The sequence below is a fragment of the Collinsella sp. HCP28S3_E9 genome (genome assembly GCF_052065455.1).
In the GTDB taxonomy this organism is placed as follows: Bacteria; Actinomycetota; Coriobacteriia; order Coriobacteriales; family Coriobacteriaceae; genus Collinsella.
This window is the reverse complement of sequence record NZ_JBQHTZ010000003.1, coordinates 18,861-40,141: the sequence shown is the minus strand read 5'-3', so window position 1 is coordinate 40,141 and position 21,281 is coordinate 18,861. Positions and strand designations below refer to the sequence as shown.

Here is a 21,281-nt window from a genome sequence, read left to right as displayed (position 1 = left end):
GCAATCGTAGCAGAACGGGGAGGGGCGCTCAGTATCCGAGCCAAGCGACGGTTAGCGGTCTAGGACAGGATGGGGCTAAAGTCGAAGCGCAGCGTCATGAGGTGCTGTGGGGATTCGATGGCTGCGGCAATGATGTCGGCATCTCGTGCGCGATCGAACCCTTCAAGTTCCATTTGATAGGGGACGTCTTCTTGGATACCGATGCGACGAGGAACCAAAAGCTTGGTTCCGTCGAATTCTTCGGTTCGCGTTCCGTCTGCTGCAACGGAATAAAGGTGTAACTTGGCGGTCGTTGTGGCATCAAGTGCCGAGATAGCTTGGATATCGTTCGATGCGCTCTTTGCTCCCACTGCTGTAAGTGCCGTAGGCGCGACGACTTCGCCCGAAGGCAAAAAGACGAGCTCGACGGTGTTGGGGAATGCGATGAGGATATTTTTGCGGCGGGGCGCATTGGCAGCGACTGGCTCAATGCTTGCAGCATCGACGGTTTCCGTGTGGTCGAGCGCGACCATCATGCAACAGTTGCCTTCGTCGACACTTGGGGGAGCGGCAAAGTCCAGGCCGTCTTTCGGTTGGGAATCGCCTAGTTCGGTGGCGCTGCCGCTTGGCTTCTCGAGAGGAACCGCAGCGTTGTCTTCTGATGATGCATCGTCAACATGTGCCGGTGCGTCTGCGACCTCGTCTTTGGGGGATTTGTCATTATCGCTCGATATAGGAGCGGCAATCTCGACGGACCCCACTCCGTGCCATGTCATTTGGAGCAGCGCCGGATCGGCGAGAATGCGCTGCACGCCCGGCTCCTGGGCATCGATATTGATGGGGGCGGGTTCTGATCCGCGCGTGAGGTTAAGCGAGCCCTTCTGCCTGGTGCTTTGAGCCTTTTGGTCGTCCGCGTCGCCAGCGTAGAACAGCAAAGGCGCATCTCCCGTTGCGATGGCTTCGGTGTCCGCCTTGGTCAGCCGCAGCGACGCCGTAAAGGAGATGATGGGCTGCGCGCCATCGGCATTCGAGGGAACGCAGCCCAGGCATACACCCCCTTCTTCTTCATGGGCCGCGCTGTCGAAGACGACCTTTGCCCCGTTCGCCGAGTCATCGACCGAGGCAATATCGATGCGCAGCTCTAAGTCGCATGGGTCGCCATCGGCGTCGACTGCAGCCGATTTCCATGTGCAGATGGCGCAACCTGTCTGGGGGCCGTTCTCCTTGTCCGGTCGCTTGATATCCACGACTATCGAGTCGACCGCATTGCGGTGAAGGCATCCCGAGGTTCGGACCGTGGCATGTGCGAGCGAAAAACGTTGGCAGGCGACGATACCCGACGAATTCGCCGCGGGGTTCAGAGCTTGCGGTAAGGAGCTTGCCGTGGCGGGCGTCGCCCAAGCGGCGAGAGGCGTACCGCTCGCCAGTGCGCTGCAGAGCGCGGCAACGGGCAAAAGGTTTTTGGGTGCCATGGTTCTCCTATCTATTCCGCGTACTCCGGTCGTGCTTGGCTATTGGTTGCGTTTGATGTGCAGGCCAAGGCACGTCAGTCCTGCTCCCACCGTGGCGACGCCTACCGCAATGAGTTGCCGGGTGTCGCTCGTCTGGACGAGCGGCTCGTGACGGCTGCCGCGATTAAGGCCCGAAAGATCGACGGTCACTTCTGTGGCCGCTTGCGCTTGCTCTTGTTGAGCAAAGGCCATTGCGGGTGCGGACGCCAAGATGCCGACGATGGCGGCCAGTGCAATCGCCTTAGGACGTGGCGTGCGCACCGGGCTCGACCGTCCAGGTGATGCTTGCCACTTGATCTCCCGTACCGGTGGCGTGGTAGATGTCACGCGTGACGCGGGCGACGTGGCCACTCACATTGAGCCTAATTTTGTCCGTTCCGTCGGCAATGTCCTTGTACTTCATGTCGAAGCTTGCGTCTTGGGAAAGATCGAGGCCCGTAGTCTGAGTCGCCGAGCTGGCATCCTTTTCTGCCGTATCGGGGCCAACCTTAAAATCGATGGAGTTCTGGGCCGAGCCCGTCTTTGCGTCTGCAACGATTGTCCAGTCGTTCTTGGCCGTGACCTTCATGTTGGTGACGTGGATGCCATATGCCGAGAGGTTGTCGATGGTAATCGTATTGTCGGAGGGTCCTACAAGCGTTCCGTCGGCTTTGGCGGCAAAGGGGATGACCGTTGGCGCCTTAAACGAAACATTGCTAATGTCGGCCTTCACCGTCACATCGGTGGTTCCAACGCGCACCTCTGCCATGGCCGCCGTTGGCGCGGCGCCCATCGCAAGTGCGAGCGTAAGCCCTGCGCCCACGGCGAGTGCCCTGGCTCCGCTCAGGTTCATGGGTGTGTTCATAATCGATCCTTTCTGCTCGTCACGGACTGTTTCCGTGATGGTTGGACGAATGGGGACAGGGTGCTGCCCCTGCGAGCGCGTCGGCCACTAGCCTTCTGCCTGTGCCACCCGCACTTTGACGCGCGTCGGATTGCCGTGGGTGTCGTAGGTCTTGGCATCGAGTGCCTGAATCTCGATATATGCCTCGCCTTCTTGGATATCGCCGGCGGGGCAGGTCTCAACCGTCTTGCCGGCTTCGACCACACCGGACTCATAGATGGTCTCGTCGTTTTGAATCACGCGGAAGCGCTGGGGAAACTTGTTGTCTTGGACGTTTTGCACGTTGACGCGCAACTTGCCGCCTTCCTGCAACTGTGCGACCGGCGCGACCGAGATCGTCATCATGTTGTCGCGGACGATGGCGTCGAGCTCATCCTGGATTTCTTGGCGCGATTTACCTTCTGCCGTCGTGACTGAGGCGCCCGCTTCGGGCACGGGCTGCGACTGCCAGGCGTATAGCCCTACGGCGATGAGGGCGCAGACGACAGCCAGGCAGACAACGACGAGTTTCTTGCGACGCCCCAGTCCTGCAAGGCGGGGCGGCTTCTTCGCACTCATGCGGCGTCCTTGGTGGTGTAGACACGTGCGAACGTGGACGGGTCCGCTCCAAAGAGCATGTGAAGCATCAGGCGGCGCGAGTAGATGAGCTCGTCGAAGTCGTGAGGGAGCTCGATGTTGTGGATACGCGCGATGTGGTGGGCGAGCGCCGAGAACGACTCGGGGTCGCAGATCACATCGGTGGTGACGTGGTAGACCTCCGTACCTGGAAATGCATCTTCGTCGAAAGGCAAGAGATAGGGGTCGTCATCGACTTCGATGGCGAAACCGTATTGGGGCCAGTAATATGCCATGGAAACCTCCCTGCTCTGGGGCCAAAACTCCTATTGGTTTGGCTGTCGATGCCGACCGTATCAGCCGCAACTTGCCCAATAACTAACCAATTGCTTGACGAGCCGATATCCCCGCAGGTAAAAGCATGTGAAAAAAATCTCAACTATTTTTGACTGATAAATGCACATGTTGTGGCTGCGCGGCAACGTGTGGCAAAAGCATCGCTTGTCTCGAAAATTCCGCCGTTCGCCGAATTGCGCGAACGTTAAAAACGTCAATTATGGAGACGGTCTCGAACATGTCGGTGAAACGATGCGGTAACATTTCCCTGCAAACACTGTAGTTAGCTAAAGGGGGAGTTCGCGTGTCTGCAACCATCAAACCCTTCACCGACGAGTTCGAAGAGTATGGTCGCGATGAGTCTCGCACATCGGGCGAGGCCTCGAGCATCTCGTTTCCGACAACGGAGGACGAGGTCCGCGCCATTATGGAAAAGCTCCATGCCGAGCGTGTCCCGGTGACGGTTCAGGGCGCCCGGACCGGTCTTGCCGCCGGCGCCGTGCCTCATGGCGGTCACATTCTCAATACTTCCCGCATGAATCGCTACCTAGGCATTCGCCGCGATGAGCAGGGCCGCTTTCTTTTGCGCGTGGCGCCCGGCGTCGTGCTGTCTGAGCTGCGCAAGCAACTGGGCAAGAAAGTGCTGCCGACTGCCGGCTGGGACCAGGCATCGCTTGAGGCCTACGAGGAGTTCCAGGAAGCTCCCGAGCAATTCTTTCCTACCGATCCCACCGAGGCATCTGCCTGCCTGGGCGGTATGGCGGCATGCAACGCTTCCGGCGCCCGTAGCTACGCTTACGGCCCCATGCGCCCTCACGTCACGGGCCTTCATGTCGTGCTGACCGATGGCGACCTGCTCGAGCTTCACCGTGGCGAGGTTTTTGCACAGGGTCGTCGCCTTTCGCTCGTTACGGTGCAGGGCCGCACGCTCGAGCTCGACCTTCCCGACTACACCATGCCCAAGACCAAAAATGCTTCGGGCTATTTCGTTGCTGACGATATGGATGCCATCGATCTGTTTATCGGTGCGTGTGGAACACTCGGCGTCATCACCGAGCTCGAGATTGCCCTGCAGGCGGCGCCTACGGTCGTTTGGGGCGTGAGCTGCTTCTTTGACAGCGAAGACAAGGCCGTGTCCTTCACCGATTCTGTACGTCCCGTCCTGTCCCACGCGGCTGCCATCGAATATTTCGATGCGGGCGCCCTGGATATCCTGCGTCGTCAGCGTGAGCAGTCGACCGCGTTCGCCTCGCTGCCGGCGCTCGACAAAGACGCCAAGGTCTGTGTCTACGTGGAGCTCGACTGCGACGACGAAGCCCAGACGACTGAGGAGCTGTATCACTTGGGGTGGGTACTGGAGCTTGCGGGCGGCAGCGACGATGCGACATGGGTCGCGCGCACCGAGGTCGATCGCGAGTGTCAGCGATTCTTCCGCCATGCGGTGCCCGAGAGCGTCAACATGCTCATCGACGAGCGTCGCCGCACGGACCCCACCATTACCAAGCTGGGGTCGGATATGTCGGTGCCCAACGCACGTTTGGCCGATGTCATCGCCCTTTATCGCCGCACGTTGGCCGAAAGTGGGCTTGAATCTGCCGCCTGGGGGCACATCGGTAACAACCATCTGCATGTGAACATTCTGCCGCGCGATGCGCAGGATTACCGCCGCGGCGGAGAGCTCTTTGCCCAGTGGGCTTCCGAGGTCACGGCCATGGGCGGCGCCGTCTCCGCCGAACACGGCGTCGGCAAGATCAAGGCGGGCTTCTTGGAGACGATGTACGGTCACGAGGCCATGGTCGAGTCGGCGCGGCTCAAGCTCCAGCTCGATCCTGCCGGGCAGTTGGGCCGCGGTAACCTGTTTTCGGAGAAGCTCTTGGATGAGCTCGTCCAGAAAGGGGGCGCGTGAAGATGAGCGATTTCCATATGGTGGTGTGCGTCAAGGCGGTGCCGGGCAGCACCGAGGTCAAGATGGACCCCAAGACCAATACCATCGTGCGCGATGGCAAGCAGGCGGTCATTAATCCCTTTGACGCGAGCGCTTTGGAATGCGCGCTGGCGCTGAAGGACGACTTTATCGGCTTTGGCATGGACGTGCGCGTAACGGTGGTGTCGATGGGCATCCCCGCGACTGAATCGCTATTGCGCGACTGCATCGCCCGAGGCGCCGATGACGCACTGCTGCTAACCGATCGCGCCTTTGCAGGTGCCGATACCCTGGCAACCACCTATGCCCTCAAGTGCGGCATTGAGGCGCTCGACGAGGACTTCGACCTGCTCATCTGCGGCAAGATGGCGGTGGACGGCGATACGGCCCAGATTGGTCCCGAGCTTGCCGGTGCCTTCGAGATTCCCTGCGTGACCGACGTGAGCTGCGTGCAGAGCGCGGGCTTTACGACCTGTGGTTCACTGGCGCTTGTTCACGGCTGCGATGCCGGCGAGGAGACGGTCTATCTTGAGATGCCGTGCGCGATGACGACTGCCAAGGAGATTGGCCAACTGCGTATGCCGAGTATCGCCGGTATTCGTGCGGCCGAGGAGGCGGACGTGCGCGTGGTCAACGCTGCCGACGTGAACGCCGACCCCGCGCGCTGCGGTCTTGCCGGCTCGCCGACACAGGTCGTGCGATCGTTTGTGCCCGACCGCAACCAAACGTGCGAGGCCGTTGACGGAACGGCGTCCGAGCAGGCGGCGAAACTTGCCAAGATTATCGAGGGGATGGCATAGATGAGCGGACTGATTATCGATAGCGAAGCCTGTATCGGCTGTGGTCGCTGCGTTCGCGCCTGTGCCTCAGGCGGCATCGTAGTGGAAGGCGAGCGGCCCAACCGTTGCGCCCGCGTAACCGACGGCTGCATCCTATGCGGCGGGTGCGTCGACGCTTGCCCCATCAATGCCATTTCGATCGAGCGCGACGAGGCCGCCGGCGCGGTTGACCTCGATGCATATCGAGACATTTGGGTATTCGCGCAGACCGACGAGCACGATACGGTGGCTCCCGTTGCCTTCGAGCTCATGGGCAAGGGCCGCGAGCTTGCGGATGCACGCGGCTGTCGCCTGGTGGCGCTGGTCGGCATGGGCCCCGAGGGTTCTCTCGGTGACCTGGAGCATCTGGTTTGCGCCGGTGCAGACGAGGTCCTGATCTGTCGCGACGAGCGTCTGCGCCAGAACGATGTGGAGGTCTACGCTCGCCTCATCTGCGATTTGGTGGCAGAGCGCAAGCCCGAGGCCATTCTGTACGGAGCGACCGCCTTTGGCCGCGAACTGGCACCCGGCGTTGCCGTGCGTTTGCAGACGGGCCTTACGGCTGACTGTACCGTGCTTTCGATGGATACGGAGACGGGGCTGCTGCAACAGACGCGTCCGGCGTTTGGCGGCAACCTGATGGCCACCATCGTCTGCCCCAATCATCGTCCCCAGATGGCAACGGTGCGCCCCGGCATCTTTAAGGCGCCCGACTTTGACTACGGCTGCTCCGGCACGATCACCCAGATAGCACTTGCGGATGATGCTAAGGCTCGTGTCGAGATCTCGATTCCCGCCGAGGAGTGGGGACAGCAGGCTTCAATCGCCGATGCCGAGCGCCTGGTCGTGGTAGGTCGCGGCATTGGTTCCAAGAAAAACCTGCCGCTGATGCGAAGGCTCGCCGAGACTCTGGGAGCCGAGCTTGGCTGCACGCGACCCGTCGTGGAGGCCGGCTGGTTGGAGTATCGCCATCAGATTGGCCAGACGGGCGTATCGGTTTCGCCCAAGATGCTTGTGAGTATCGGTGTTTCGGGCGCCATCCAGCATCTTGCCGGCATCGGTGGGGCGGAATGCATTATCGCCATCAACGAGGACCCGGATGCCCCCATCTTTGGTGCTGCCCAGTACAAGGTTGTCGGTGATGCCGTCGAGGTCGTCGAGGAGCTGCTAGCCCAGCTTGAGCGCTAGGCGCGCGCCAGCCAGTCGCGCATCTCTTCCCTAAGACGGCTCCAGGCTGCCTGTGTGGCGGGGTCGGTAAAGGGCTGCGTAATACCAAAGGGCGCGTCGAGCAGGCGGTAGATATCGCCCTGCTCGCGCGCCAGCGCGCGGCTCGCCGGATAGACGAGCTCAAACATAAAGCAGATGAGTCCTACCAGGTAGTCCGCGGGCTCGTCGCGTTCATCACGTGCGACGCAGCGGTGCTCGTCAAAGGCGGCCAACGTCGGCGCCGAGAAGTGGCTGGCGAGAAATGCGTCCTCATCCACCTTGAGGATGGTGTCGACGGTGCTGTCGGCGATGGTGCGCATAATGTCGATTTTGTCGCCATCGCGCACGATATCGCAGAAGCACCGTGTACGCTCGTCGAGTTGTGCCGGCAGGCGAAAGTCACTGTGATAGGCGATGCTCGCGCGGATGAGCTCGTCTTCTGCCGGGCTGTCGATAAAGTCGCGGATACTTGTTGCCGCGGGCGCGTCTGCAGGGTTTTTGCCAAAGAGGACCTCGAGGCCCAACTTCGCATGGCTCATGCTCTCGGCATCCCTAAACGTGTCCCAGCGTCGCAGCTGCTCAAAGCGGCCCATATCGTGCAACAGCCCACAAAGCCACGCCAGGTCAATGTCCTGCGGTGCCCAGTCCTGCTTGCGTGCCACGGCATCGCATGCCTCGGCAACGTGGTACGTATGCTCGATTTTGAGCGCGATACGCGGATTGGCGGCATCGTAGGCATCGGTGTAGGTCCTGAAGGCCGCGATTGCCCCCGTTCGATCGATAGCTGTCATAATGACTTCCTAAAAAGCTGTGTCTTTCTGTGTCTTTCGATCCGGTGGCAATTGTAGGTGAACTCGGTTGCCGCCGGGCGATGATTCTGCCATGTCGTCGAATGCGGCTCGGAAAGCTTGTCGGGACGAGGAACGCCATGGTGCTCAAAATCGTTAAAACCGTCTGGCCGGTGATGCTTCCCAATGTTGCGATAGGTGCGCCGTTGTCGATATTCCCACCGCTATTGCGGGTTTTGTCTGCACATCGCTCTTTATTTGCCTGCTCTTTTCGCAGCGGCTGTCGGCGTCGTTGCGGTGGCAATCAAGACAAAGTCGATGTTGTGGTGCTGCGTCTCGGGTATCGGGCTCTATATCGTTTTGAGCCTCGTATAGGAGTGGGGTGCGTTTAGCGTCCGGGCCCCACGAATCGGATTTCTCACCGAGCCGGTCTGCTTCTTCTGGTACCATGGTCAAACTTTACTGTAGCAAAGCATGACGTGGGCTTTTGTCCTGCGTCGGCGGAAATGGGGGTTTCATGGCACAGGAAGCGATCGCCAACGAGCAAAAGAAATTCAAAGTACCGCGCATTCCGGGTGACATCATGATCTACCCGATGATCGTCGGCCTTTTGCTCAATACCTTCTGCCCGCAGGTCTTCGAGATCGGCGGCTTCTTTACCGCCGCCTGCCGCGGCGGTTCCAATACCATCGTCGCCGCGATCCTGTTGTTCGTGGGTGCCGGCATCAGCTTTAAGTCCACGCCGGGTGCCATCAAGACCGGCATCGTCGTACTGATTCCTAAGCTTGTGGTGGCAGCCGTGCTGGGCTTGAGCGTTGCGTATTTCTTTAATGACAACTTTTTGGGCCTGAGCTCGGTTTCCATCATCGGCGGCATTACGTTTTGCAACATGGCGCTCTACACGGGCATCATGGGCGAGTTTGGCGACGAGTCCGAGCAGGGCGCCGTGGGCATCCCGTTCTTCACGGCGGGCCCTGCGGTTACCATGATCATTCTTGGTGTCTCTGGTCTTGCCAACATTCCCGTTGGCACCATCATCGGTTCCATCCTGCCGCTCGTGATTGGCATGGTTTTGGGCAACCTCTTCCCGTTCATCAAGAACCTGCTGGTTCCCGGCACCAATCCTGCGATCGCCGTCATCGGATTTCAGCTCGGTGCGTCTATGAGCCTGTCGAGCTTTATCACCGGCGGCATTTCCGGCATCTTGCTGGGCCTTGTCACGTTGTTTGTCGTCGGTCCCATCACCTTTGCGTTCGAGCGCCTGTGCGGCGGTAACGGCAAAGCCGCCGTGGCTTGTTCCACCATCGCCGGCACGGCTATGACCACGCCGGTTGCTCTTGCCGAGGTCGCGCCGCGCTATGCCGATCTTGCGCCCACCGCATACGCTCAGATCGCCACCGCCGTCATCATCACGGCAATCATGGCTCCGATTCTGACCGGTTGGGTCGATAAGAAGTTCTGCCAGGGCAAGGAAGACCTGTCGCCCGCCGGTGTCGAGGCCATCGAGGAAGCCGTCGCGGCCGACATCGATGGCGAGTAGCCATCGGCGCCCATCAATGATGCTGGCGTGCAACTCGCGCCGTGAGAGCGCCCGGGCGCTCTGGTATTATTCCCTCATTCCCCTCTGGATTGGGGGAGTTATGGTGATGCGTGCGGCTCGGAGAAGCGCTGTCGGTTTGATGATGGGGAGATGGGCCTGGTGGTTAAGGCGCTCAAGATTGAGATATTCCTGCTAAGCATGATTGTTCTTATCGGGCTTGCCGTGCGGAGCCGTCGCTCCTTGTTCTCGAGCACCCAGCAGCTATTGTTTAGCATGCTTGGCTACACCTCTGCCGCGTACATATTCTTCGATATGATCTGGGTGCTATTGGATGGTGTGGACGGCACGTTGGGCATTGCTGTCAACTGGATTTCCAACGCGGTTTCGTTTTCGCTCTTTGCCATCGTGTGTCTCATTTGGTTTATCTATTCCGAGACGGTGCAGGGTTCTCGCCTTTTGGCCTCGCGCTATAGGGTGGTGCTTGTAGCGTCGCCTACGGTTCTGGTGGTCGTGCTGGCGTTTACCAGTTACTGGACGCACGCCCTGTTCTATATCGATTCGCAGGGCGTGTATAGTCGCGGCTCTGCTTATATGATCCAGCCCATTGTCAGCTACTGTTACGTTATACATACGTCCCTACATGCGTTTGTGCAGTCTCGCAGGGTCGAGAGCCTGCAGACGAAGACCATCTATCGAACCTTGGCATTTTTCGCCATTCCGGCCCTGGTGGGCGGTACCTTTCAGGTTGTATACTCGTTGCCCGGTCTTTGTGTCGGCATAATGATTAGCATATTGCTGCTCTACATTGTCTTCCAGGAGCAGCTCATCTCGACCGACCCGTTGACTGGCCTCAACAATCGCAACCGTTTTGAGACCTATATACTGTCGCTCTTCTCAAATGTGGATCAGGCCGAAGACGTTTATCTGCTTGTGATGGACGCCGACGGCTTTAAGCAGATTAACGACCGCTATGGACATGTGGAGGGCGACCATGCTCTTCAGGTCATATCCGCTGCGCTCAAAGAAGTCTGCTCGGCGTCTGGTAGCTTTATCGCGCGTTATGGCGGCGATGAGTTCGTGGTGCTTCAAAAGGCGATAGCGGAGCAGGATATCTTGCATCTGTGCGCGGCAATCAACGACGAGCTCGCGCGCGCCGAGGTTCCGTATCTGTTGCGGATGTCCATCGGCTACGCACGGGTTGGTGATGGCGTCGATACCTGGCAAGACTTGCTCCGTGCTGCCGACGCGGAGCTCTACCGCGTAAAGCGCGAGAAGAAGAAAGTCGGCGTCCAGATACGCTAAAAAAGGGGGGCGCACGACCGTTGCGATGGTCGTGCGCCCCTTCTGCGCTTTCGGGGACTAGTATCGGCTGTCGAAGATGCGCCTCGTCTTTTTCTCGGAGCGCGGCAGCTCACCAGGCGCGGCGTGGCATCGCCATGGTTTTCGATGGGGTTAAACGCGTCTGCGGCCTTGCCGCTGGAGTAGGCGTCTGCAATCTGCGGCAGGCGCTCGTTAACCTCGCCATGGGCGGCAAACGAACGGCGCGGGAAGATAACCCATTTGGGATCCTTCTCAAAGGTGCCAGCGGGATGTGCGACGGTATGCTCGGGTACCTCCAAATAGGTTGAGGCGTGACATACGCGGGTGGTGGGGCGCACGATAACGGGCGTATGGTAGCGCTCCGAGATTTCAAATGCCTCTTGCATCATCGCGTAACCCTGCTCCAGATTTTGCGGATCGAGCACGGGGATCTTCGCAAATGCGGCAAAGCGGCGCGTATCCTGCTCGGTTTGAGAGGAGATGGGGCCGGGATCATCGGCAACAAACAGCACCAGACCGCCCTTGATGCCCACGTAGTTGAGGCTCATGAGCGGGTCGGAGGCAACGTTTAGTCCAACTTGTTTGCAGGTAAAAAGGCAGCGCGCTCCTGCATACGATGCACCTGCCAGCACCTCGAGCGCGGCTTTTTCGTTGGTCGACCACTCGACGTGGACACCCTCGGCACTACCTTGGGCCTTGAGTTTGGCAACTGTCTCGACAAGTTCCGTCGACGGCGTGCCCGGGTAGCCGGCGACCACGCGAACGCCCGCCGCAAGCGCGGCATACGCAAAGGCCTGGTTTCCCATAACCAGTTTCTTATGCATCTGCATCCCCTCGATGTCGCCGGCGCGTTACGGCAAGGCGGCGTTTGCCGCCGCGACTCGGTACGAAATCAACGAGATACAGTGTGCTCCATTAAGCTAAAGTGAGAGCTGCCCTTTTCAAAACGGGGTGGTTTGTTAGGCCTTTTTAGGTTTGTTGACAATGATGATGCCACTGCAGACCAAGAGCAGGGCCACAATTACGGTAACGGGGCTCGTGCCAGCGCCCTCTCCGAGCAACAACGCGCTCAACAGCACGCCAAAGACCGGGTTCATAAAGCCAAAGACCGAAACGCGGCTAACGGGGTTGACGGCGAGTAGGCGGGACCACAGCGAGTACGCGACGGCGGAAATGAGCGCCATATAAATGATGAGCGCGATGGCGGGGGCGATTTCGGTGGGGAATAGCGCGCCGCCCATCAAAAACCCGATGGCGGTAAGGACCAAACCGCCGACCAAAAACTGCCAGCCGGCGAGCAAGACGCCGTCATGCTCGCGCGAGAAGATGCCAATGAGGCAGGTCGACAGGGCGCCCGCAATAGTGGAAGCCAATATAAATCCCTCGCCGTCGAGTGTAAAGCCAAAGGTGCCGTCCGCACCCGAAAGGTTGACGAATGCGACGCCGGCAAAGCCCAGTACGCAGCCGAGTACCTTGGTCGCATCGAGCTTTTCGGTGCGAAACGCCAGAGCGGCAAAGAGGATGGCGAGGAAGTTGGCGCTGGCCTCGATGATGGAACTCGACATGGCGCTGGCGCGCGAGAGTCCCAGGTAGAAAAAGAAGTACTGCCCGATAGTCTGGAAGAGCGACAAGATGCAGATGGGCTTAATGTCGCGAGCCTGTGGAACGAGTGGGCAGCGCTGGGCCGCGCTCATCCCAACGATAACCAGGGCGCCGGCAAGCGTGAAGCGCAAGCCCGCAAAGAGCAGCTGCGAGGCGCTATCGTGCGCGGGGATGCCAAAGAGCTCATAGCCGATCTTGATGCAGGGGAAAGCCGACCCCCAGAGTGCGCAGCAGACGAGGCAGCCCAGGATGAGTCCGGGCAGGGTGGCGAGATACGGCTTGCGGCTTTCCATGATGTCCTTCCTGTATGCGCGAAGTAAAAAAGAACCCGCCACCGGGTGTGCCGGTGGCGGGTGTTGTTACCCGAGGGGATTGTACCCGATGGGAACGTATTTAAGCGAAGTAGGCTACGCCGCTCTCAAAGATCGGCATGAACTTATCGCCGGGGACATGCTCGGGCACGTTGCGGTACAGGTTGTCGCCGCGACGCTCGGCATGGCCCATCTTGCCCAGGACGCGGCCGTCGGGGCTCGTGATGCCCTCGATGGCGAGCGCGGAGCCGTTGGGGTTGACGGAGAGATCCATGCTGGGCTTGCCATCCTCGCCCACGTACTGCGTGGCGACCTGGCCGTTGGCGATCAGCTGGGCGAGCACTTCATCGTTGGCGACAAAGCGGCCCTCGCCGTGGCTGATGGCGACGGTGTAGGGGTCGTCCAGACTGCACTGCGACAGCCACGGGGACAGGTTGGACGAGATGCGGGTGCGCACCAGACGGCTCTGATGGCGACCGATGGTGTTGAAGGTCAGCGTGGGCGCATCGGGCGTGGCGTCGACGATGTCGCCGTAGGGCACCAGGCCGAGCTTGATCAGGGCCTGGAAGCCGTTGCAGATGCCCAGCATCAGGCCGTCGCGGGCCTTGAGCAGGTCGCGGACTGCCTCGGTGACCTCGGGAGCGCGGAAGAACGCCGTGATGAACTTGGCGGAGCCGTCGGGCTCGTCGCCGCCCGAGAAGCCGCCGGGAATCATGACGATCTGGCTTGCACGGATGCGGCGGGCGAGCTCGTGGGTGCTCTCGGCGACGGCCTCGGGCGTGAGGTTGTTGATCACGAAGGTGTCGGCCTCGGCGCCGGCGGCGCGGAAGGCGCGGGCGCTATCGTACTCGCAGTTGTTGCCGGGGAACACAGGGATGATCACGCGCGGGCGGGCGATCTTGGCGCCGCCGTACACGTGGATATCCTTGGCGCGGAAGTCGATGGCCTCGACCTCGGGGGTCTCGCCGGCGCTGCGGTAGGCGAAGACGCCTTCGATACCGCTCTCCCAGGCCTCCTGGAGCTCGGCGAGCTCGATGACTTCGGAGCCGGTGTCGATGACATAGCCCTCGACGGTGGTACCCAGGGGCTCGACGACAACGCCGTCGGCGACCTCGGGCAGCTCGGCGTCCTCGGCGAGCTCGACGATAAAGCTGCCGTAGAGCGGGGTGAAGAGGCTCTCCACGTCCACATCTTCGGCAAGCTCGATACCGATCTGGTTGCCGACGCACATCTTAAAGAGGCTCTCGGCGCCGCAGCCGTAGCCGGGCGTGGAGACGGCCAGGGCGTCGCCGGTAGCGGTGAGCGCCTCGACGGCGTCAAACGCGGCGAGCAGCTGCTGGGCATCGGGGCGGTAGTCCTCGCCATAGGTGGCGGGGGCGATGCGAACGACGCGGTGCGTGAGGCCCTTAAACTCGGGGGAGACGGCGCGGGCGGCACGGCCCACGGCGACAGCGAAGCTGATCAGGGTCGGCGGAACGTTGAGCTCGCCGGCCTCGTCCTCAAACGAGCCGCTCATGGAATCCTTGCCGCCGATGGCGCCGGCACCCAGGTCGACCTGGGCCATAAGGGCGCCCAGGACGGCTGCCATGGGCTTGCCCCAACGTTCGGGCTCGGTGCGCAGGCGCTCAAAGTACTCCTGGAAGGAGAGGTAGGCGCGCTTGTGCTCAAAGCCGGCGGCAACGAGCTTGGCGATGGACTCGACCACGGACAGGTAGGCGCCTGCAAACTGGTCGGCCTCCATCAGGTAGGGGTTGAAGCCCCATGCCATAGCGCTCGCCGTGGTGGTCTCGCCGTCCACGGGGAACTTGGCGACCATGGCAGAGCTCGGGGTGAGCTGCGTCTTGCCGCCAAAGGGCATGAGCACGGTAGCGGCACCGATGGTGGAGTCGAAGCGCTCGGAAAGGCCCTTGTTGGAGGCGACGTTGAGATCGGTGACAAGCGAGGTCATGCGCTCGGCAAGCGTGGTGCCGGCCCAGCTGGGTTGCCACACGCTACGGGCACACACGTGGGCGACCTGGTGCTTGGGTGCGCCGTTGGAGTTGAGGAACTCGCGGGACAGATCGACGATGGCGACGCCGTTCCAGGCCATACGCATGCGCGGTTCGGCGGTAACCTCGGCGATGACGGTCGCCTCCAGGTTCTCCTCGGCGGCATAACCCATGAACTCCTCGACGTCACCGTCGGCGACGGCGCAGGCCATGCGCTCCTGGGACTCGGAGATAGCGAGCTCGGTTCCGTCCAGGCCGTCGTACTTCTTGGTCACGGTGTCCAGGTCGACATACAGGCCGTCGGCAAGCTCGCCCACGGCGACCGAGACGCCGCCGGCGCCAAAGTCGTTGCAGCGCTTGATCAGGCGGCAGGCGTCGCCGCGGCGGAACAGACGCTGCAGCTTGCGCTCGACCGGGGCGTTGCCCTTCTGGACCTCGGCACCCGAGGTTTCGATGGAATCGGTGTTCTGGGTCTTGGAGGAGCCGGTGGCACCGCCGATGCCGTCACGGCCGGTGCGGCCGCCCAGCAGGATGATCTTGTCGGTGGGGGCGGGGCACTCGCGACGCACGTGGTTTGCCGGGGTGGCGCCCACGACGGCGCCGACCTCCATGCGCTTGGCCACGTAGCCGGGGTGATAGAGTTCGTTGACCTGACCGGTGGCAAGGCCGATCTGGTTGCCGTAGCTGGAGTAGCCGGCGGCAGCGGTGGTCACGAGCTTGCGCTGCGGCAGCTTGCCCTCGAGCGTCTCGGAGACCGGGACGGTGGGGTCGCCGGCGCCGGTGACGCGCATGGCCTGGTACACATAGCTGCGGCCAGAGAGCGGGTCGCGGATGGCGCCGCCCACGCAGGTGGCGGCACCGCCGAAGGGCTCGATCTCGGTCGGGTGGTTGTGGGTCTCGTTCTTAAACAGGAACAGCCAGTCCTGGTCCTCGCCGTCGACATCGACCTTCACCTTGACGGTGCAGGCGTTGATCTCCTCGGACTCGTCGACATCGGTCATGACGCCGGTCTTCTTAAGGTACTTGGCACCGATGGTGCCCATGTCCATGAGGCAGACGGGCTTGGCGTCGCGACCGAGCTCGTGGCGCATCTCCATATAGCGGTCGAAGGCCTGCTGTACCACGGCGTCATCGATTGTCACGTCGTCCAGGACGGTACCGAAGGTGGTGTGGCGGCAGTGGTCGGACCAATAGGTGTCGATCACGCGGATCTCGGTGATGGTGGGGTCGCGGTCCTCATCGCGGAAGTACTGCTGGCAGAAGGCGATGTCCGCCTCGTCCATGGCAAGGCCGCGCTCGGAGATAAAGGCGGCAAGGCCGGCCTCGTCGAGTTCGCGGAAGCCGTCGAGCACCTCGACGGGCTGGGGCTCGGGGGTTTCCATGTACAGCGTCTCGGGTAGGTCGAGCGAGGCGATGCGGGCCTCGACGGGATTCACCACGTAGTGCTTGATGGCCTCGATGGCGGCTTCGTCCAGAGCGCCCGAGATCATATAGACCTTGGCGGAGCGCACGGCGGGGCGCTCGCCCTGGCTGATGAGCTGCACGCACTCGCTGGCGGAGTCGGCGCGCTGGTCAAACTGGCCAGGCAGGAATTCGACGGCAAAGACGGCGCCATCGCTTGCGGGGAGTTCGTCGTAGGTCACATCGACCTGGGGCTCGCTAAAGACGGTCGGCACGCAGGAGCGGAAAAGCTCCTCGTCGATGCCCTCGACGTCGTAGCGGTTGATGATCCTCAGGGCCTCGATGCCCTTGATGCCGAGAATTTCGGTCAGCTCGCCCTTGAGCTGCTGAGCCTCGACGTCGAACCCGGGTTTCTTCTCCACGTAAATACGAGAGACCATTGGTTCCTGCCTTCCTGATCGGTTGGGCGTACGGTGCGGTATGCGGCAGCGGTCGGTTTGCGGGACAAGCCTCGCGGTCGCCTTGAGCCACATGTTTGTAAACGTCACTATGATACGACAGCTCATGGCGTATTGAGGACGGCGAGGGTGCTACAGTGAAGCGCAAACAAGAGAAAGGCATCACATGGCATTCGTTTCGCTCGCCATCATCGCGCTTGTGGCTTTCGCAAGCCCCTTTATCGCATCGGCGATTCCCGGAAAGCCCGTTCCCGAGACGGTTTTTTTGCTCGTGTTCGGCGCGGTGCTGGGACCTCACATGCTCGGCGTCATCCATGTAGATGCCGAGGTCTCGCTTGTGTCCGAGCTCGGTCTGGCCTTTTTGTTCCTGCTTGCCGGCTTTGAGATCGACCCCAAGAACATCACGGGCGTCGAGGGACGCTACGGTATGGCGACGTGGGTCGTCACGTTTGGCATCGCCTGGCTTGCCGTGCGCTTTACCCCGTGGTTCTCGGTCAGCCATTTCGACGGTATCGCCGTGACGCTGGCGCTCACTTCGACGGCGCTCGGCACGCTCGTGCCCATCATGCGTGAGCGTTCGCTGACCGGCACGCGCGTGGGCGACTCCATCCTTGCCTATGGCACGTGGGGAGAGCTCGGTCCCGTGCTTGCCATGTCGGTGCTGCTCTCCGCTCGTACTGGTATCCAGACGCTCGTGATCCTTGGCTTGTTTGCACTGGTCTGTGTGCTGTTGGCCGTGGTTCCGAGCCGCTCCAAGCGCGTCGGCAGCCGCTTCTTTGCGTTTGTCGAGGAACGGGCCGACACGACGTCGCAGACATTCGTGCGCCTGACGGTGCTCATTCTGGTCACACTCGTGGCATTTTCCGCCATCTTTGACCTCGACATCGTGTTGGGCTCTTTTGCCGCCGGCTTTGTCCTGCGCTACATCATCCCCGAGGGCAACCATACGCTCGAGACCAAGCTCGATGGCCTGGCCTATGGCTTTTTGATTCCGGTGTTCTTTACCGTGTCGGGCGCAAAGATTGACCTGACGGCCGTGGCGTCGCGCCCGGGTCTGCTCGTGGGCTTTATCGCGGCGTTGCTGATCATTCGCGCCGTGCCGATCCTTGTCTCTATGAGCATTTGTCCCGCGACACGTGACGTTTCGGCGTATGGCCGCATTACCGTGGCTCTGTACTGCACTACGGCCCTGCCGATCATCGTTGCCGTGACGAGTGTGGCCGTCAACGCAGGCGCTCTGTCGCAAGACGTCGCCTCGGTTATGGTAGCCGCCGGTGCCATCACGGTGTTCTTGATGCCGCTGCTCGCGCAGCTCTTCTATCGCGTGGTCGATGCCGCGCCGGCCACTGCCGTGGCAGAGGTCGCCGAGCACCCTGCCGACGCACTCGATATCCTGCGCGCTCACCACGACCTAGCGAGCCTGCTCGCGCGCGAGCATGAGCTTTTGACCTCGCATGGCCATGGGCGTTCGCTCGACGGCATACCTACCCTTGATTCCATTGCTGACCGCCTCTCGATCGAGGCGGCGAGCGGCCACATCGATGCCCGCATCGTGGACGCCGCTCATTTGCTGGCTGAGAAGACCTATGGCGACGAGATCGACCCGTCCAAGCTGACTCCGCGTGAGCGCCGCCGCCTGGAGCGCGCCAAGCTCGCCGTGCGCGAATACCGCCGCCGCATGCTGGAGCTCTACGCACGCGATGAAGCCCAGGACGACGACGGCAAATAACGAGATGCTTCCCTAGGGGAAGCCGCGTCCCGCTTTAAAGACCCGAAACGGGACGCAGTTTCCGCATCGGCCCCCATCGGGAAGTCACATCCCAGAATGGACGCCCGGAGTGGGATGCGGTTTCCGCTTTGGACTCCTGCCGGAAAGCGCGTCCCAGTCTGAAGGTTCAAAATGGGACGCGCTTTCCGAATCAAAGGCCTTGCGGAAAGCGCGTCCCAGAATCCGCGCCCAGAATGGGACATAGTTTCCGAAAGAAGGTCCTGAGGGAAGCTGTGTCCCGTTCGGAGCTGAAATACCGGGACGCAGTTTCCCTTACAAACAGAAGAAGGCGCGCTGCCTGCGGTTGATGCAGGCAGCGCGCCTTTTGCGTTGGGCCTCGTTGAGGTTCGAAGTCGTGGCTTGCGACCTTTAGGAGCGGGCGGCTCCGTCGACGGGGAGCACGGCGCCCGTGACGTAGGAGGACATGTCGCTCGCCAGGAAAACAAAGGCGTTGGCGACATCCTCGGGCTCGCCCATGCGACCCAGCGGAATGGTGGCGATGATGGGCTTGATGACCTCTTCGGGCAGGTTGGCGACCATATCGGTCTTGGTTACGCCGGGTGCGACGGCATTGACGCGAATGCCCATGGGGGCGAGCTCGCGCGAGAGCGACTGGACCATGCCGTTGACGGCAAACTTGGACGTGGGGTAACCGACGCCGGAGGGCTGACCGTACTTGGCGACCATCGAGCTCGTGGTGGTGATGGTGCCGCCGTGGCCGGCCTCGGTCATAATCTTGGCGGCCGCCTGGTGACCGTTAAAGACAGCGACGACGTTAAGGTCCATGACCGTTGCGAACTCCTCGGCTGTGTAGTCCAAAAGCGGCGAGCGCTGGGAGATGCCGGCGTTGTTGACGACCGTGTCCAAGCCGCCCATGTCGGTTGCAGCCTGGGTAAAAGCCTCGGTCACGGCCTCGAGTGAGGTGAGGTCGCAGGAGCGGCCCCAGACCTTGGCGTCGGGATAGGCGGCCGCCAGCTTCTCAACGGCCGCGTCGGCAGTCTCCTGGCGCGAGCCAAAGACGGTGACTGCGGCGCCCTCTTCGATAAAACGGCAGGCGATGGCATAGCCGATACCGCGCGTGCCTCCGGTGACGATTGCTTTCTTGCCCTCGAGCAACATAGTGCTTCCTCTCATCGCGGGCGGACACTCTCAGCACAGCGTAGCGATAGCCGGAATCGACCGCGTTTGCATATCGGTGAACGGTAGCGCGCGTTACCGATGAGCGGCTCGCGCAAATGTGCTCTGCCGTTGTGCTTAGGGCAGGAGGCAAAAGGGCTCCCGTCCCACATCGGACGGGAGCCCTCAAAGCGCGTATTGCTGGGCGAGCGTTGGGTTAGTTGGCCATGACGCCTTCGGTCCAGGCCTCGACGTTCTCGATGCGCAGGACGTTGGCGACCTCGGCCACGCAGTCGACGCTGGCAAGCTCGGCCGCGGCAGCCTGGACGTCCTTCTCGAGCGCGCGGTGCGTCAGGAAGATGACCGAGCAGGTATCGCTGGCGCCCGACTTGCCGTCCTCGACCTGGTTGATGAGCGAGATCGAGATGTTGTGCTTGGCAAAGATGTCGACCGTCTCGGACAGGGCGCCCACGCGGTCGGCGACCTTCAGGCGCACATAGTACTTGGTCTGGAGCTCGTCCATGGGCTTAAAGGCGAGGTTGTGGCCATAGGGCTCAATCTCGGGCAGCGGAGCCACGCCGCGGCTGATCTGCTCGGAGAGCGACAGGATATCGCCCACGACGGCGCTCGCGGTGGGGAAGGAGCCTGCGCCGGCACCGTAGAACATGGTCTCGCCCACGGCGTCGCCTACCACGTAGACAGCGTTCATGGCGCCGTTGACCTTGGCAAGCATGTGGTCGGCGGGGATCAGCGTGGGATGCACGCGGACGTCGACGCCGGCGTCGGTGTTGCGGGCGATGCCGAGCAGCTTAATGGTGTAGCCGAGCTCGCGGGCCTGGGCGATGTCCTCGGCGCCGATGGTACGGATACCCTGCTGGTACACATCATCGGTGGTCACGCGGGTGCCAAAGCCGATGGAGGCGAGGATCGCCGTCTTGCTGGCGGCGTCGAAGCCGTCGACGTCGGCGGACGGGTCGGCCTCGGCATAGCCCTTGGCCTGCGCGTCGGCGAGCACGTCGGCGTAATCGGCGCCCTCGGCGTCCATGCGCGACAGGATATAGTTGGTGGTACCGTTGAGAATGCCGGCGATGGTCAGGATCTTGTTGCCCACCAGGTCGTGCTCGAGCGTGCTCACGATGGGGATGCCGCCGCCGCAGCTGGCCTCGCACTTAATCTGCACGCCGCACGCGCGCGCCTTCTCGGCAAGCGTCTCGACGTGGCGGCCCAACAGGGCCTTGTTGGCAGAGACGACGTGCTTGCCGTGCTCAAAGGCGGTGGTGAAGATCTCGGTCGCGGGATGCTCGCCGCCGATCAGCTCGACGACGATATCGACGGCTGGGTCGGTAACGACGTCATGCCAGTCACTCGTAAAGGCCTCGCGCTCAATGCCTGCCGCCTCGGCCTGCTCCCAGGCAAGCGCGCAGGCGCGGGTCAGCTTAAGGTCGATGCCGTAGGCGGCCAGGTACTCATCGTGGTGGCTCTTGATCAGACGGGCCACGCCGCCGCCGACGGTTCCCAGACCGATCAGACCGACGTTCACGGTGCGCAGGGGTTCGCTCATAGATAGCTCCTTCGTGCATCTTATAGATTGATTGATCAAGTAATGTTGAGTGCATTCTAGCGTGAACCGAGAGCGCGTGCTCGCCAGGCAACAGGAGTCGCACAAAACGGCACCCCCGAAACGCTGCGGAAACATTGGAAACATGCTCGCTACAAACGAACTTCCGTAACAAACTGTCAACGTTTGCGCCATAAGGTTTGCCCCGTACCGCAAGAC

16 protein-coding genes are annotated in these 21,281 nt (G+C 61.6%); 6 read left to right on the top strand and 10 right to left on the bottom strand.

All coding sequences use genetic code 11. The annotated features are described in order from the left end of the window. Positions 1-59: 59 nt before the first annotated feature. From ACTNA2_RS02240 to ACTNA2_RS02225, 4 genes are all read right to left on the bottom strand, one after another. Entirely contained in the window at positions 60-1,451 is a 1,392-nt protein-coding gene (locus tag ACTNA2_RS02240; protein ID WP_441048483.1) for a hypothetical protein, read from the bottom strand. A gap of 280 nt (positions 1,452-1,731) precedes the next feature. After that, positions 1,732-2,334 carry a hypothetical protein gene (locus tag ACTNA2_RS02235; protein ID WP_441048482.1) on the bottom strand — a complete coding sequence of 201 codons (603 nt, stop codon included), beginning with the start codon at positions 2,332-2,334 and terminating at the stop codon, positions 1,732-1,734. 87 nt (positions 2,335-2,421) lie between these two features. Continuing rightward, entirely contained in the window at positions 2,422-2,931 is a 510-nt protein-coding gene (locus ACTNA2_RS02230; protein WP_427719604.1) for a hypothetical protein, read from the bottom strand. After that, positions 2,928-3,224, bottom strand: a complete 297-nt coding sequence (locus ACTNA2_RS02225) for a hypothetical protein (RefSeq protein ID WP_154517147.1) — start codon at positions 3,222-3,224, stop codon at positions 2,928-2,930. Before ACTNA2_RS02225 ends, ACTNA2_RS02230 begins: the two co-directional genes overlap by 4 nt. 344 nt (positions 3,225-3,568) lie before the next feature. On the opposite strand from ACTNA2_RS02225, the gene ACTNA2_RS02220 reads away from it, so the two are divergent. From ACTNA2_RS02220 to ACTNA2_RS02210, 3 genes are read left to right on the top strand one after another with little or no spacing between them, the layout of a single operon-like run. Beyond that, the gene (locus tag ACTNA2_RS02220; protein WP_441048481.1) at positions 3,569-5,170 is read left to right on the top strand and encodes an FAD-binding oxidoreductase; all 1,602 of its coding nucleotides are present in this window, start codon (positions 3,569-3,571) and stop codon (positions 5,168-5,170) included. A gap of 2 nt (positions 5,171-5,172) precedes the next feature. After that, positions 5,173-5,988, top strand: coding sequence for an electron transfer flavoprotein subunit beta/FixA family protein (locus ACTNA2_RS02215; RefSeq protein ID WP_441048480.1), 816 nt, complete (start codon positions 5,173-5,175; stop codon positions 5,986-5,988). After that, positions 5,989-7,194 (top strand): FAD-binding protein, encoded by a 1,206-nt coding sequence (locus ACTNA2_RS02210; protein ID WP_441048479.1) that lies wholly within the window; start codon positions 5,989-5,991, stop codon positions 7,192-7,194. On the opposite strand, the gene ACTNA2_RS02205 is transcribed toward ACTNA2_RS02210, so the two are convergent. Beyond that, on the bottom strand, positions 7,191-8,003 hold the full coding sequence (locus tag ACTNA2_RS02205) for an HD domain-containing protein (RefSeq protein WP_441048478.1): 813 nt from the start codon (positions 8,001-8,003) through the stop codon (positions 7,191-7,193). The genes ACTNA2_RS02210 and ACTNA2_RS02205 overlap by 4 nt on opposite strands. A gap of 514 nt (positions 8,004-8,517) precedes the next feature. Between ACTNA2_RS02205 and ACTNA2_RS02200 the strand changes: the two genes are divergently transcribed. Next, a complete protein-coding gene (locus tag ACTNA2_RS02200; RefSeq protein ID WP_441048477.1) occupies positions 8,518-9,540 on the top strand; it encodes a 2-keto-3-deoxygluconate permease in 1,023 nt (340 codons plus the stop codon). Between the two features lie 150 nt (positions 9,541-9,690). After that, a complete protein-coding gene (locus ACTNA2_RS02195) occupies positions 9,691-10,842 on the top strand; it encodes a diguanylate cyclase domain-containing protein (protein WP_441048476.1) in 1,152 nt (383 codons plus the stop codon). Here the strand turns inward: ACTNA2_RS02195 and ACTNA2_RS02190 are convergent. The 3 genes from ACTNA2_RS02190 to ACTNA2_RS02180 all read right to left on the bottom strand — a co-directional run bounded on the left by ACTNA2_RS02190 (position 10,839) and on the right by ACTNA2_RS02180 (position 16,602). Next, entirely contained in the window at positions 10,839-11,684 is an 846-nt protein-coding gene (locus ACTNA2_RS02190; protein ID WP_441048475.1) for a hypothetical protein, read from the bottom strand. The genes ACTNA2_RS02195 and ACTNA2_RS02190 overlap by 4 nt on opposite strands. 135 nt (positions 11,685-11,819) lie before the next feature. Continuing rightward, the gene (locus ACTNA2_RS02185; RefSeq protein WP_427728283.1) at positions 11,820-12,755 is read right to left on the bottom strand and encodes a DMT family transporter; all 936 of its coding nucleotides are present in this window, start codon (positions 12,753-12,755) and stop codon (positions 11,820-11,822) included. Positions 12,756-12,855: 100 nt separating this feature from the next. Continuing rightward, positions 12,856-16,602, bottom strand: a complete 3,747-nt coding sequence (locus tag ACTNA2_RS02180) for a phosphoribosylformylglycinamidine synthase (protein WP_427747911.1) — start codon at positions 16,600-16,602, stop codon at positions 12,856-12,858. A 184-nt stretch (positions 16,603-16,786) separates the two neighbouring features. Between ACTNA2_RS02180 and ACTNA2_RS02175 the strand changes: the two genes are divergently transcribed. Beyond that, complete coding sequence (locus tag ACTNA2_RS02175) at positions 16,787-18,349, top strand: cation:proton antiporter domain-containing protein (protein ID WP_427719616.1); 1,563 nt, start codon at positions 16,787-16,789, stop codon at positions 18,347-18,349. 408 nt (positions 18,350-18,757) lie between these two features. Here ACTNA2_RS02175 and ACTNA2_RS02170 read toward each other — a convergent pair whose 3' ends face one another. After that, on the bottom strand, positions 18,758-19,507 hold the full coding sequence (locus ACTNA2_RS02170; RefSeq protein WP_441048474.1) for an SDR family NAD(P)-dependent oxidoreductase: 750 nt from the start codon (positions 19,505-19,507) through the stop codon (positions 18,758-18,760). 214 nt (positions 19,508-19,721) lie between these two features. Continuing rightward, positions 19,722-21,065, bottom strand: coding sequence for a homoserine dehydrogenase (locus ACTNA2_RS02165; RefSeq protein ID WP_427794447.1), 1,344 nt, complete (start codon positions 21,063-21,065; stop codon positions 19,722-19,724). Positions 21,066-21,281 lie beyond the last annotated feature (216 nt).